Source organism: Ruegeria sp. AL1, from assembly GCF_056540905.1.
In genome coordinates, this window is record NZ_JBQFXP010000001.1 from 528,194 (window position 1) to 541,032 (window position 12,839).

The 12,839-nt window shown below is 58.9% G+C and carries 13 protein-coding genes; 5 read left to right on the forward strand and 8 right to left on the reverse strand.

The annotated features are described in order from the left end of the window. Positions 1–31 precede the first annotated feature (31 nt). From nusB to ribB, 3 genes are read right to left on the reverse strand one after another with little or no spacing between them, the layout of a single operon-like run. Positions 32–514, reverse strand: a complete 483-nt coding sequence (gene nusB / locus ACRZ9X_RS02675) for a transcription antitermination factor NusB (RefSeq protein WP_480515807.1) — start codon at positions 512–514, stop codon at positions 32–34. Further along, a complete protein-coding gene (locus ACRZ9X_RS02680) occupies positions 511–1,062 on the reverse strand; it encodes a 6,7-dimethyl-8-ribityllumazine synthase (RefSeq protein WP_480515808.1) in 552 nt (183 codons plus the stop codon). Before ACRZ9X_RS02680 ends, nusB begins: the two co-directional genes overlap by 4 nt. A 2-nt stretch (positions 1,063–1,064) precedes the next feature. Beyond that, positions 1,065–2,186: a 3,4-dihydroxy-2-butanone-4-phosphate synthase gene (gene ribB, locus ACRZ9X_RS02685; protein ID WP_480515809.1), complete on the reverse strand. Its 1,122-nt coding sequence runs from the start codon at positions 2,184–2,186 to the stop codon at positions 1,065–1,067. A gap of 406 nt (positions 2,187–2,592) precedes the next feature. On the opposite strand from ribB, the gene ACRZ9X_RS02690 reads away from it, so the two are divergent. Continuing rightward, complete coding sequence (locus ACRZ9X_RS02690; protein WP_480515810.1) at positions 2,593–3,555, forward strand: phosphatase PAP2 family protein; 963 nt, start codon at positions 2,593–2,595, stop codon at positions 3,553–3,555. Positions 3,556–3,558: 3 nt separating this feature from the next. Here ACRZ9X_RS02690 and ACRZ9X_RS02695 read toward each other — a convergent pair whose 3' ends face one another. Then, on the reverse strand, positions 3,559–4,146 hold the full coding sequence (locus ACRZ9X_RS02695; protein ID WP_480515811.1) for a riboflavin synthase: 588 nt from the start codon (positions 4,144–4,146) through the stop codon (positions 3,559–3,561). A 139-nt stretch (positions 4,147–4,285) separates the two neighbouring features. Between ACRZ9X_RS02695 and ACRZ9X_RS02700 the strand changes: the two genes are divergently transcribed. From ACRZ9X_RS02700 to ACRZ9X_RS02710, 3 genes are all read left to right on the forward strand, one after another. Next, a complete protein-coding gene (locus ACRZ9X_RS02700) occupies positions 4,286–5,584 on the forward strand; it encodes a capsule biosynthesis protein (protein WP_480515812.1) in 1,299 nt (432 codons plus the stop codon). 80 nt (positions 5,585–5,664) lie between these two features. Continuing rightward, a complete protein-coding gene (locus tag ACRZ9X_RS02705; protein WP_480515813.1) occupies positions 5,665–6,798 on the forward strand; it encodes a polysaccharide biosynthesis/export family protein in 1,134 nt (377 codons plus the stop codon). Continuing rightward, positions 6,798–8,801: a capsular polysaccharide biosynthesis protein gene (locus ACRZ9X_RS02710; RefSeq protein WP_480515814.1), complete on the forward strand. Its 2,004-nt coding sequence runs from the start codon at positions 6,798–6,800 to the stop codon at positions 8,799–8,801. The genes ACRZ9X_RS02705 and ACRZ9X_RS02710 overlap by 1 nt, the downstream gene beginning before the upstream one ends. 2 nt (positions 8,802–8,803) lie before the next feature. Here ACRZ9X_RS02710 and ribD read toward each other — a convergent pair whose 3' ends face one another. The 4 genes from ribD to ACRZ9X_RS02730 all read right to left on the reverse strand — a co-directional run bounded on the left by ribD (position 8,804) and on the right by ACRZ9X_RS02730 (position 11,320). Then, complete coding sequence (gene ribD / locus ACRZ9X_RS02715) at positions 8,804–9,904, reverse strand: bifunctional diaminohydroxyphosphoribosylaminopyrimidine deaminase/5-amino-6-(5-phosphoribosylamino)uracil reductase RibD (protein WP_480515815.1); 1,101 nt, start codon at positions 9,902–9,904, stop codon at positions 8,804–8,806. Beyond that, positions 9,901–10,371 (reverse strand): transcriptional regulator NrdR, encoded by a 471-nt coding sequence (gene nrdR, locus ACRZ9X_RS02720; RefSeq protein ID WP_170792101.1) that lies wholly within the window; start codon positions 10,369–10,371, stop codon positions 9,901–9,903. The genes ribD and nrdR overlap by 4 nt, the downstream gene beginning before the upstream one ends. A 119-nt stretch (positions 10,372–10,490) precedes the next feature. After that, complete coding sequence (locus tag ACRZ9X_RS02725) at positions 10,491–10,904, reverse strand: secondary thiamine-phosphate synthase enzyme YjbQ (protein WP_480515816.1); 414 nt, start codon at positions 10,902–10,904, stop codon at positions 10,491–10,493. Positions 10,905–10,918: 14 nt separating this feature from the next. Beyond that, positions 10,919–11,320 (reverse strand): hypothetical protein, encoded by a 402-nt coding sequence (locus ACRZ9X_RS02730; RefSeq protein WP_480515817.1) that lies wholly within the window; start codon positions 11,318–11,320, stop codon positions 10,919–10,921. A gap of 482 nt (positions 11,321–11,802) precedes the next feature. Here ACRZ9X_RS02730 and ACRZ9X_RS02735 point away from each other — a divergent pair, with 482 nt between their 5' ends. Next, positions 11,803–12,825, forward strand: coding sequence for an AraC family transcriptional regulator (locus ACRZ9X_RS02735; protein WP_480515818.1), 1,023 nt, complete (start codon positions 11,803–11,805; stop codon positions 12,823–12,825). Positions 12,826–12,839: the final 14 nt, after the last annotated feature.

Sequence of the window (12,839 nt, forward strand, 5' to 3'; positions counted from 1 at the left end):
GTCTAGCGCAGGTCCGGGCGGCGTAAAGGCGTCAGAACGCCTCGGGCTGGGCCTCGCGCGCCATGTGGTCGAGAACGGCGTTGACGAATTTGGGCTCTTTGCCTTCGGGGAAGAAGGCGCGGGCGACATCGACGAATTCGGTGATGACGACCTTGGGCGGCGTGTCGCTTTGGGTCAGTTCGGCCCCGGCGGCGCGGAACACAGCGCGCAGAGTTGGATCGATCCTGGCGATGGGCCACTTCGCCACCAGCGCGCGATCGGTCATCTGGTCGATGGGGGCCTGATAATTCACCGCATCATCCACCAGCTTGCGAAACACGCTGATATCGCCATCAAGCATCTCCGCGCCCTCATAGACCGCGCCAAACCGGTGATCCAGAAACTCATGCACAACCGCTTCGGTCGTCTGGCCTGATTGCTCCATCTGAAACAGCGCCTGCACGGCATAGAGGCGCGCGGCAGATTTCATCAGGCGTTTCTGGTTGGCCGGTTTCGGCGCGTCGGTCTTTGTCATGCTGTCGAGGGTCCGTTGCTGTCGCCCGCCACAAGGATGGACTCGGACGGCGGCTTGAAACCGACGCCCTTTTGGGAAGAGCCCCACTTACGGCTGAGCGCGATCAGATGCAAGGCCGCAGCGGCCGCTCCGCCCCCTTTATTCATCTTTTCGGGATTTGCGCGGACCTCGGCCTGTTCGTCATTTTCGACGGTCAGGATGCCGTTGCCGATCAGCAGGCCCTGCAGGCCCATCAGTTGGATCGCGCGACTGGAATCGTTACACACCGTTTCATAATGCGTGGTCTCGCCACGAATAACGCAGCCCAGCGCCACATAGCCGTCATAGTTGCACTGCCGGTCAGCCATAGCGATGGCGGTCGGAATTTCCAGCGCGCCGGGCACTTCGACCACGTCGCAAGTGCCACCTGCGGCCTCGATCTCGGCCTTGGCTCCGGCGACCATGTTGTCAGCAATGGCGCGATAGAACGGGGCCACCACCAGCAGCAGTTTCACCGGCTTGTCGAAGGTTGGGGTCGGCAGGACGCCATGTTTGTCTTGTTCAGCCACGATCAGTCATCCTTGAGAATGGAGCGGGTGCCGACGATGGACAGGCCAAACGCGTCGAGACCCAGATATACGGTTTCGGGCGAGTCGGTCAGCAGCACAAGCTCCTGAATGCCCATCTTGGACAGAATCTGCGCGCCCAGACCGGTTTGCTTGATGGTGCGCGGTCCCTCTTCATCGGCCGCATACAATGAATTTCGCGGTTGGCGGAACAGGCAGACAACGCCACGGCCCTCTGCGGCAATCTTTTCCATTGCACGGGGCAACTCGCGCGAGGATTTCGGGCCAAGACCCAAAATATCGGGCGCTTCATGCAAGGCATGGGTCCGGGTCAGTACCGGCTCGGGCGTGGTGATATCACCTTTGATCATGACCACATGCTCGATGCCATGGGTCTGGTCGGTGAAAATCCGCATCTCCCACTCACCGCCATATTCCGAAGTCACCGACTCGCGCGAGGTTTCGACCACCAGGTTGTCGTTGCGCGAACGATACGCAATCAGGTCACTGATGGTGCCGATTTTCAGATTGTGCGTTTTGGCGAATTCCACCAGATCCGGCAGCCGTGCCATGGTGCCGTCGGGGTTCATGATCTCGCAGATCACCCCGGCGGGCTTCAGGCCGGCCAGGCGCGAGATATCCACCGCCGCTTCAGTATGCCCGGCCCGCACCAGCACCCCGCCCCGTTTTGCCCGCAGAGGAAAGACATGCCCCGGCGTGGCGATATGAGCCATGGTGTTCTGTTCGTTGATCGCGGTCGCCACCGTCAGCGCCCGGTCCGCAGCCGAGATACCGGTTGAGACACCTTCCCGGGCTTCGATGGACACGGTGAACGCGGTCTCATGCCGGGACGAGTTGTTCACGGCCATCATCGGCAGACCCAGAGCCTCAATCCGCTCGGCCGTCATCGGCAAGCAAATCAACCCGCGCCCATGCGTGGCCATGAAATTGATCGCTTCGGCGTCGGCATATTCGGCGGCGATCACCAGATCCCCTTCGTTCTCGCGATCCTCATGGTCAACCAGAATATACATCTGACCGTGACGCGCCGCTTCGATGATCTCTTCGATCGGGCTGATCGCGTCGCGCAGCTTCGCCTCGACGGGTCCGGGGGTTTCAAAGCTCATGGGGCAGCCTTTCACAGAGCGTTATTGTAAGGCGGGATAGACCAGCGCGGTCGCGATTACCAGAGTGCAACCACAAGGTTTCAACCGTATTCGGGGCTTTCACTGCCGCGCAAGGCGCCCCGAGGCGATGGGTCGGTCGGCTTCCTTTGTCAGGTCGGTTTTGCCATAACGACTCAATTGTTCACTCAAAAGGAAATTTCACGTCAAACCGGCGGGCATTGTCCGCAAATTGCCCAATTCTGGCCTTTGGGTGGCCTCAGACTGAATCCAGCCAGAATATGCTGCGCACCATTTAACGAGAGATTTACCAACAGTGACGTATTCTTCCGAATTACAGGTCAGCAATTTCAAGCTATCCGGAACAATCAGACGAAACAGATTGTTGTTTTCAGTAATGGGCTTACACGTGATCGGAGGCATCGCGGTCAGCCTTTATCTTGGTCAATCGTTTTGGACGTCAACGGCGCCAAAAGTCTTCAATTCCTTCCGTGTTCTCACCCTGTTCATGATCGCCAATTTCTTTCTTTGGCGGTTCGCTGTGGCGGTTTTCAAGGTTCGGCCACAAAAGCCGATCCAATGGATGATCAATGATGCCCGTTCCATCCTGTCGCATCGCGACAGAAACCTGGATTTCGCAGCCGGGTACCTGAGCATAGCCGTGCTGATATGCACATTTTCATACATAAAGGACGTCATCCCGGAAGTTAATTTTTACTCGTGGGATCCGTTCTTCGCCCAGTTAGACCGCAGCCTGCACGGCGGATACGACGTTTGGCAGATTTTGCATCCCGTACTGGGCTCGCCGTACATCACAACCCTGATAAACATGGCATACCATGGCTGGTTCATCCTGATCTACATGGCCGTTTGTCTGGCTTGCATTGACCGGAGAGACCCTAACCGCAGCATGGTTTTTCTTGTGGCTTTTGCGATGTGCTGGTCAGTTGGCGGGAACCTTCTGGCAATCATTTTCTCATCCGTCGGACCAGTCTACTATCAGGCCTTCGGGTTCGGAGACCTCTATGTCCAACAATTGGAGTTGTTGGAACAGTCTCATGCAATCAGCCCGGTCTGGGCCCTGGAGTGGCATCAAAAACTACTGGACGGTCACTTTAACGATGGGCCGATCAAAGGGATTTCGGCAATGCCGAGTATGCATGTCGCAACCAGCGTTGTGCTTGCCCTGTATGGGTTTACATATTCACGCTGGCTGGGCTGGGCGCTGACCGCTTTTGCAGTTGTCATTGTGTTGGGATCGGTACATCTGGCATGGCATTATGCCGTCGACGGCTACGCCGCAACCGCGCTTGCTGTCCTTCTCTGGTGGCTGGCCAAAATGCTGACCGCGCGTTTCGGGCCAACGACCTGAGCGTCAGGACATTTCCGCCAGACGCGCCACGTATCGCGCAAGGGTGTCAATCTCAAGGTTGATGCGATCACCGACGGCGACATCACCCCAGGTCGTGACCTCTTTGGTGTGCGGGATGAAGTTGATGCCGAAATCGCACCCATCCACATCATTCACGGTCAACGAAGTGCCATTCAGCGCAACCGAGCCTTTGGGGGCAATGAACCGCGCCAGATCACGAGGCGCACGCAAGGTCACGCGTGTGCTGTCGCCCTCGTCCTGCACTGCGATGACCTCTGCCACCCCGTCCACATGACCCGATACAATATGTCCGCCCAGTTCGTCGCCCACCTTCAGCGCGCGTTCAAGGTTAAGGCGTTTGCCAATGCGCCATGTGTCGAGATTGGTTTTCGACACCGTTTCAGCACTGATTTGCACGTCATACCAATCGTGCCCCAATGCGATCACGGTCAGGCACACGCCGTCGCTGGCGATCGAGGCCCCGATATCAATGCCGCTGGTGTCATAGCTTGTCTTGATCCGCGCCCTCAGGTCGCCCTGTTGGTCAAGCTCGGTTACTGCGCCGATATCCGTGACGATCCCTGTAAACATCTGATTAACCCTCTGCGCTTATCTTCGTAAGCCGAGGTAAAGGTCCGTGCCTCAGGCGACAAGCCCTGGCTTGCCCGGAATGCACCAAAAGGGCATATTTTTGAAACGAAACGCAGCGACAAGAAAACGAGCAGCCAGAATGGCAATACCCTCAACACAGCCCGTCCCTCGGGCGTTTCTGTTTCTTCAGGGACCACACGGGCCGTTCTTTCATCGGCTTGGCCGAATGTTGCGTTTTGCGGGCTGCAAGGTCTGGCGCGTCGGCTTCAATGCCGGGGACCAAGCCTTTTGGCGGGACCGCGGCAGCTACATTCCCTATCTGGGCAGGCCTGACGCCTGGCCGGACACGTTTAGTGGGTTACTCGACACGCACCAGATCACGGACATCGTTTTGTATGGCGACACGCGCCCGGTCCATGCACAGGCAATCAGAATTGCGCGGGCGCGTGGTATCACCGTGCATGTTTTTGAGGAAGGATATCTGCGCCCCTGGTGGGTGACGTATGAGAGAAATGGCTCAAACGGCAATTCGAGACTGATGGACCTGGATGTGTCCCAGATGCGGGCCGCGCTGGAACAGTCGGAAACCCCGTCGGCACCGCCCCCGTCCCATTGGGGGGATATGCGCCAGCATATCTTCTATGGCGCGGCATACCATTGGTTCGTTCTGTTTCTGAACCGGCGATACCGTAATTTCCGCACTCACCGCGAGCTGTCAGTCGGCCGGGAGTTCCAGCTATACTTCAAACGCTTATGCTTGATGCCGCTACACAGAATTCAGCGGGGCGTGGCCACTGCTCGGGTCCGGCGTGGCGGATTCCCGTACCATTTGGCGCTGCTGCAACTGGGGCATGACAGTTCGGTTCAGGCGCATTCCGACTATAGCTGCATGGGGGATTTCGTCGATGAGGTCGTGAAAGGGTTTGCCCGGGGTGCCCCCGCGCATCATCATCTGGTGATCAAGGAACATCCTCTGGAAAACCATCGCGAGGCATTGGGCCAAAGGGTTCGCAAGGCTGCGCGACAGCTGGGCATCGCGGACCGGGTTCACTATGTCCCGGGCGGCAAACTGGCGAAATTGCTGGATGATGCAAGTTCAGCCGTGACGATCAACTCCACGGCGGGGCAACAGGTGCTGTGGCGGGGTATCCCGTTGCGGGCATTGGGGCGGTCGGTCTTCGGCAAGCCCGAATTTGTGTCCCGGCAACCAATCGATGCGTTCTTTGCTCAACCAATAGCGCCAGACAAATCCGCGTACCGCACCTATCGTCAGTTTCTGCTGGAAACGAGCCAGGTGCCCGGTGGTTATTATTCGTGGCGCGGACGGCGCCAGTTGCTGCGGCGGGCCGTCGATATGATGCTGCAGGAACAGGACCCCTACCAAACCGTCCTGACGGGGACAGAGGCTCCAGCGCCACAGTTACGGGTGGTCCGATGAGCGTGCCCCACCTGTCGCTGGAAGTTATCCGGTGATCGGGCTAACATGCGAAAAACAAAGACGACTGAGGTAAATCGGCAGTGCAGTGTTTTCCAACCCGATGGATCCGGGGGGTTACCCTTGTTGCGTCCCTGTGCGTACTGGCAGCCTGCCAGCTTCCGAAATCCGGTCCGAACAAGAACCAGATCCTTTCCGGGTCGGTAGAAAACGGTGGAAACGCTTTTGTGGTCGAAGTGGATGACCGCGTGACCCGCGCGACGTCCTCGGTCCCGCAATTTGGATTCTCGCAGACATTCCTAGGCGCACAGAGCGTGGCCTCTGACACCGTCCGCCCCGGTGATGTGCTGGGTCTGACTGTCTGGGAAAACGTGGAAGACGGGCTTTTGACGACGGCAACAGGTGGCGCGACCAATCTGGACGAAGTGCAGGTAGACAGCGAAGGGTATATCTTTGTCCCTTACGCGGGTCGCTTGCGGGCGGCGGGGAATACACCCGAACAGCTCCGGGCATTGATCTCAGCCAAGCTGGAAGAACAGACGCCCGATCCGCAAGTGCAGGTAACGCGTGTGGCGGGCGATGGCTCGTCGGTCTCACTGACCGGTACAATCGGCGCGCCGGGCATTTACCCGATCGAGCGTCCGACCAGTACATTGTCGACCATGCTGGCCAAGGCAGGCGGGGTTTCGGTTTCGTCGGATATCGCCATGGTCACCGTTATCCGCGGCAGCAATCGCGGAACCGTCTGGTACGAAGATCTGTTCCGCAAGCCCGAGACTGATATCGCTCTGCGCGGCGGGGATCGCATTCTGGTCGAGGAAGACAGCCGATCCTACGTCGCACTTGGGGCGACCGGCGGGCAATCCCGCGTGGCGTTTGACAGTCAGGACCTCTCGGCGCTTGAGGCTTTGGCGCAGGTCGGCGGGCTGTTATCCCTGTCATCGGATCCGACCGGGATATTCATCCTGCGTCGCGAACGGCAGGACATCGCCCGCACGATCATGGGACGGCCCGACCTGCAAGGTGACCAGCGCATGATCTACCTTCTGAACCTGACGGCCCCCAACGGCCTGTTTGTAGCGCGCGATTTTGTCATCCGCGATGATGACACGATCTACGTCACAGAAGCGCCTTATGCTCAGTGGAGCAAATCGATTTCATTGATCGCAGGCGGCCTGACCCCGTTTGCCAATGTGGCCACGTTGACGGGCAATTGATGCAGCACGCTGAAACGGAACAATTGGCCGGGGGTGCGCGCTCCCGGCTTTTTGTTTACAACGGCGGGTTTCTGACAAACCGCAGGCTGCGCCGCATTCTGTCGCTGAAGGGCTACGACATTCGCCTCGGCATGCCAAAAGCCGGTGACATGATCGGAGTATGGGGCAACAGCCCGACCGCGCATCGTGGCTTGCGCATGGCCGCAAAACACGACCTGCCCGTATTGCGGGTCGAGGATGCGTTTCTCAGGTCACTTTACCCCGGTCGACAGGGCGAAGCGCCCCTGGGTCTGGTGCTCGATCGCACCGGGCTGCATTTCGATCCCTCCTCCTCATCCGATCTGGAACATCTGCTTGGCACGCACCCGTTGGATGACACCGCGCTTTTGAACCGTGCGCGCGGCGGCATCGCCCGGCTACGCGACCTGCATCTAAGCAAATACGCCGCTGTCGATACTGATCTGGCCGCTCCTGATCCCGGCTATGTTCTGGTGATCGATCAAACACAGGGCGACGCAGCGGTCGCGGCCAGCGATGGTGATCTGGCAAGGTTCCGAGAGATGCTGGTGATCGCGCAAGAGGAAAACCCAGGCGCGCGGATCATCATCAAGGCGCATCCCGAGACGGTCGCCGGGCATCGGCGCGGGCACTACTCGGAACAGGACGAAACCGACCGCATCACCATCCTGCGCGATCCGATCAGCCCGTGGGTTTTGCTGGATGGCGCGATCGCGGTGTATACCCTGTCATCCCAGCTTGGATTCGAGGCCATTCTGGCCGGGCACAAACCCCGTGTTTTTGGTCAGCCCTTTTATTCCGGGTGGGGCTTGACGCAGGATGATGTCCCTTTGACCCGGCGGCAGAGAAACCTGACCCGCGCGCAGTTGTTTGCCGCCGCGATGATCCTTTATCCGACGTGGTATGATCCCTATCACGACCAGCTTTGCGAATTCGAAAGCGTTTTGAACACGCTTGAGGCGCAAACCCGCGCGTGGCGGCAAGATCGGCTGGGCTGGACGGCTTCGGGTATGCGGGTGTGGAAACGACGGCATCTGCAGAAGATGTTCGGGCGCTATGGCAAGATGACGTTTACGGAAAACCCTCAGCCAAACCGTCCGACGCCCCATATGGTCTGGGCCAGTCGCGCAGGTGCGGCGCCGGATGTCATTCGGGTTGAGGACGGCTTTGTAAGGTCGCGGGGTTTGGGCGCAAATCTCGTGCCGCCGCTGTCGCTGGTGACTGATGATCTGGGTATATATTATGACCCGACCAAACCCAGCCGGCTGGAGGAATGGATCGCAACCCGCGAGACCCTGCGCCCGGATCAGGAGTTGCGCGCGGACCAGTTGAGACAGCGGCTCATCAGTAATGGCATCAGTAAATACAACGCAGGCGGCGATGCCCCCGACCTGCCCAAAGGCTATCGCATTCTTGTGCCGGGACAGGTCGAGGACGATGCCTCGATCCGGTTGGGCACCAGCACGGTGCGCACCAATCTCGACCTGTTGAAAACCGCCCGTGAAACCAACCCACACGCCATTCTGATCTACAAACCGCACCCGGATGTCGAGGCGGGTCTGCGCGAAGGACACGTGGAGGCGGACGGGCTGGCGGACGTCATCGCCTCGGCCACAGACCCTGCCCGGATTTTGGCGCAGGTCGACGAAGTGTGGACCATGACCTCGCTTCTGGGCTTCGAGGCCTTGCTTCGGGGTATTCCGGTGACAACGCTGGGTGCTCCGTTTTACGCTGGTTGGGGTCTGACGCGGGATCTGGGAGCTGTTCCCGCGCGGCGCGGGGCGCATCCGTCGCTGTCGGGCCTGGTTCACGCCACCTTGATCGACTACCCGCGCTATTACGACCCCGTCACGCAATTGCCCTGCCCGGTCGAGGTCGTCATTGACCGGCTGGCCACGGGAGATGTGCCGCCATCAGGGCGACTTAACCGGGTTCTGTCAAAGGTGCAGGGCGCGCTGGCCTCGCATGCCGGTATCTGGCGCTGAGGTTATCTGGTCGAACGCCGCCACCTGTGCAGAACATCCTTACCGACGACCTGCGTTTCAATCAGATCGAACCGTGGCGCGTCGGTCAGGGTTTCCAGTCCAAGGGCCCCAATCGCCGACAGGCCTTCAGCCCCGATGGTCAGACCTGCGGTGAAGCCCACAAGCTCGTCAACCAGATCATCCGCCAACAAGGATGCCGCCAGAGCCGAACCGCCCTCGCAAAACACGCGGGTCAGGCCCGCATGCCCCAATTGCTGAAGCAAATCTGCCGCGTCAATCTGATGATCGCGCAATGCACATGGGATCAACCGTGCGCCCAAGCCCTGCCAGGTTCGGGCACGCTCGGCATCCGGGTGCGGGCCATGGCACAACCAGACGGGAACGTCAGATGCGGTCCGCGCCAATTGCCCCAACAGCGGAATGTCCAGATGACGGGACACCACGACACGCACCGGTTGCCGGTCGATGCCAAGATCGCGCACAGTAAGTGATGGATCATCTGCCCGTGCCGTTCCGGCCCCTACAACAACCGCATCATGTCGGGCCCGCATGGCATGAACGGCACGCCGCGCCTGAGGCCCCGTGATCCACTGGCTATGCCCGGTTTCCGTTGCAATCCGGCCATCAAAGCTGCTGGCCAGTTTCAAGGTCACAAAGGGGCGTCCCTGCTCGATTTTCAGGAAGAAACCGGCATGATCGCGTGCGGCTTGATCCGTCAAAACTCCTGTCGAGACCTCGACCCCCGCCATGCGCAACATCTGAAAGCCCTGCCCTGCCACACGTGGATCACTGTCTTCCATCGGTGACACCACACGGGTGATCCCAGCGTCAATCAAAGCCTGCGCGCAGGGCGGCGTTCTGCCATGATGTGCACAAGGCTCCAACGACACATAGGCGGTTGCTCCCTGTGCGGCCTCACCAGCCTGCGCGAGCGCCTCGGTTTCCGCGTGCGGGCGACCACCCGGCTGGGTCCACCCACGACCGACAATGCGACCGCCGCGCACCACGACACACCCGACAGACGGGTTGGGCCAGCTTTGCCCCTGTCCACGCCGCCCCAAAGACAGGGCCAGCGCCATATATCGCTTATCTGTTTCGCTCACTCATCCGTCGAGGGCTGCGGCGGGCGCAACTCGTGGACAAACTCCTCGAAATCATCGGCCGCCTGGAAATTCTTGTAGACACTTGCAAAGCGAACATATGCAACCGTGTCAATCCGGGCCAGCGCCTCCATGACGATTTCGCCGATTTTGTTGGACGGGATATCCGTCTCACCCATGCTTTCCAGACGCCGCACAATGCCCGAGATCATCTGGTCGATCCGATCCGGTTCGATGGGCCGTTTCTGCATCGAGATGCGGATCGAGCGTTCCAGCTTGTCGCGGTCAAAATCTTCGCGTTTGCCATTGGTCTTGATCACCACCAGATCGCGCAGTTGCACCCGTTCATAGGTGGTAAACCGGCCGCCACACGCGGGGCAGAACCTACGCCTACGGATTGCCACGTGATCCTCCGCCGGGCGTGAATCCTTGACCTGAGTGTCGATATTTCCGCAAAACGGGCAGCGCATCCGCCGTCTCCTCGTCCCTAGCTCACCTCTTTTTGTAAGCGCTGTGGCCTACTTATCCACAACTATAGGGCAGCCGCTAGGGTTTGGGTAGTCGGAATTTCCCACCGCAAAATAAAGGGTCAGCCAAAATGCGCTGCAATCTTGCGGATATGCGGGGCAGTGCGGTGTTCGAAAAGGTAAATGCCCTGCCATGTGCCCAAAGCCATCTGGCCGCCAGATACCGGGATCGATAAGGATACCGGCATCATGGCGGCCTTGATATGTGCAGGCATGTCATCGGGGCCTTCATAGGTGTGGCGCAGATACGCCATGGCCGGGTGGGTCGAGGGGGGCACCAACCGATCAAAGAAAGCCCGCAAGTCTGTCTGCACTTCGGGGTCCGCGTTTTCCTGTATCAAAAGCGAACAAGATGTATGGCGGACAAAAAGGGTCAGCAGACCGTTGCCATCGACCGGCGCAAGCAAACGCCAAACGTCCGAAGTGAACTCATAAAGTCCGGGCCCATTTGTCGAAACAGAAAGTTCAGTCTGCAATGCGTGTATCGCCTTTAGTCACTCAAGATAAGCCGGCGGTCGCAAAAGCTTGTGGCTTTTTGGACCGTCATGCTTTGCCCCGGTTTAAAGCCGATCTCAACAAAACTGGTGGATTGCGGCACGTCTTTCGGAGGCACGATTGAGAATTCGACCGAAGTTCGCCGACCAGTCGCCTTGCTGGGCCCGTATCCGCGTACCACATAGATGCGTTGTTTCCAGCCCGCACCCAATGCTCGACGCGCGTAGTCCGCTGCCGCGCACCAATACCCGTCCACATCGCGTCGCGAACGCGGAATAACCTCGAACTCGGTCGCCGTCAGGCCAACTTTCTGAAAGCCAAATCCAAAAGTGTTGGCGGCGGCGGGAGTGCTCAGCGCCAATGCGGCGATTAACGCTCCGAAAATCTTTTGTTTCATCGTTAACATCATCCTGTATTACCTGATCTGAAGATAGGACTTCTCACCGTAGGAAACACCAATACTCACGCTCAATTCAGGTTGGTCATGTCAAGACGTGAGCGGGCGTCAGATATCAGGAAAACCTCGTGAACACCCGCCCTTGACGTAGTTTGCACGGCTTTCCAGCCGATTTCAAACCACATATTGCGAGCCGGGAAGAGTAAACTGGACACCGTCAGAGATTGCGTGTCGGGGAACCTTTCGGCGCGGCTTGGTGGACCGTCCCGCTCCGGCTCTGACCGCATCCCCATCCGGCATTGACCCGACACCTGCTGTAACATAGCCAAGCGTCCGGTCAGGGTATTGTGCGTTTCAGCCAGTTTTTTGCGAACTTCAGACAAATGTCCCGCAACTGTTTTGCGCAGCAGGCGGTTCGTCGTATAAAGTGGCATGTAATCAAAGAGATTTTGGACTGATCAGATCGCCAGGTGGCCTAACAAATGGACGTCGATATTTCACGAGTGCAAGTTTTGGCCAAGGCGTTGGAGCAGCAAACAGGTGATCCCCCGGCCGTGGATCGCGCGCTGGACAGCGCCGGGCTGTCCCGCTCTGACCTGACACCTCCGACGACCCATTGCAGCATTCATAACGAAGCGCAGTTTGTGCGCTATGCCTGCGACATTGTCGGGGACGTAACGTTTGGCGCTCGGGCAGGGCTTGAATTCACATATTCGTCCAGCGTGACGGCCTATATCAGTAAATACTCGCGCGACCTGAAACAGGTCCTGGAAAACACAGCCCGCTTTCACGGCATCATTGATCCAGCGCTTGCCTTCAGCCTGAACATCTCGGGAAACGCGGCGACGCTTGAGGGGCGTTGGAAAGATCCCGGCTTTTCACGCTATCATCGCCGGACCGAGTTCCTTCTGTTCGCAGGCGTCGCCCGGATGCGCGCGCTCACGCAGGTCAACTTGCATCCGATCGAAGTACGATTCCAGCACGAGGTCGGGCAACATGCCATAAAATATGAAAAGATCGGCGGGTTTCCGGTAACCTTCGGTGCGGAGTGCCCCGAGATCATTCTGTCTCTGCCCTCTCTCGACTTGGCCGTGCCCACCTTTGATCCAAGTCTGCGGGCCCATCTTCTGGAATATGGCGAACGGTTGCTGGCTGATCGCAGTTCACCAAAGCTAAGGACATGCGGTAAGGTCGAGGGCCTGATCACGCGATCCCTGCCCGGTGGCATCATTCAGGCCGAAGAAGTAGCTGCAGAACTGGGGCTGAGCCCACGCACCCTGGCACGTCGTCTGGCTGATGAAGGCACCAGCTATCGCGCCATCGTGGATGACCTGCGCTGCGATCTGGCGCAGACGTTCATCAAGAACGGCATGAACCTGTCCGAGATTTCCTACGCTCTGGGCTATGCCGATCAGGCTGCGTTTTCGACCGCTTTCAAGCGTTGGACCGGACAGGCCCCCAGCAATTTCCGCAAACGCGTGGATCACCCGCTGTCTTCAGAGTGATGGTGGCCGGGGGT

What these genes read in the sequence shown, in the direction of transcription:
- nusB (WP_480515807.1), bottom strand. Translation starts at nt 514, where the DNA reads ATGACAAAGACCGACGCGCCGAAACCGGCCAACCAGAAACGCCTGATG.
- ribB (WP_480515809.1), bottom strand. Translation starts at nt 2,186, where the DNA reads ATGAGCTTTGAAACCCCCGGACCCGTCGAGGCGAAGCTGCGCGACGCG.
- ACRZ9X_RS02695 (WP_480515811.1), bottom strand. Translation starts at nt 4,146, where the DNA reads ATGTTTACAGGGATCGTCACGGATATCGGCGCAGTAACCGAGCTTGAC.
- ACRZ9X_RS02700 (WP_480515812.1), top strand. Translation starts at nt 4,286, where the DNA reads ATGGCAATACCCTCAACACAGCCCGTCCCTCGGGCGTTTCTGTTTCTT.
- ACRZ9X_RS02710 (WP_480515814.1), top strand. Translation starts at nt 6,798, where the DNA reads ATGCAGCACGCTGAAACGGAACAATTGGCCGGGGGTGCGCGCTCCCGG.
- nrdR (WP_170792101.1), bottom strand. Translation starts at nt 10,371, where the DNA reads ATGCGCTGCCCGTTTTGCGGAAATATCGACACTCAGGTCAAGGATTCA.
- ACRZ9X_RS02730 (WP_480515817.1), bottom strand. Translation starts at nt 11,320, where the DNA reads ATGAAACAAAAGATTTTCGGAGCGTTAATCGCCGCATTGGCGCTGAGC.
- ACRZ9X_RS02735 (WP_480515818.1), top strand. Translation starts at nt 11,803, where the DNA reads ATGGACGTCGATATTTCACGAGTGCAAGTTTTGGCCAAGGCGTTGGAG.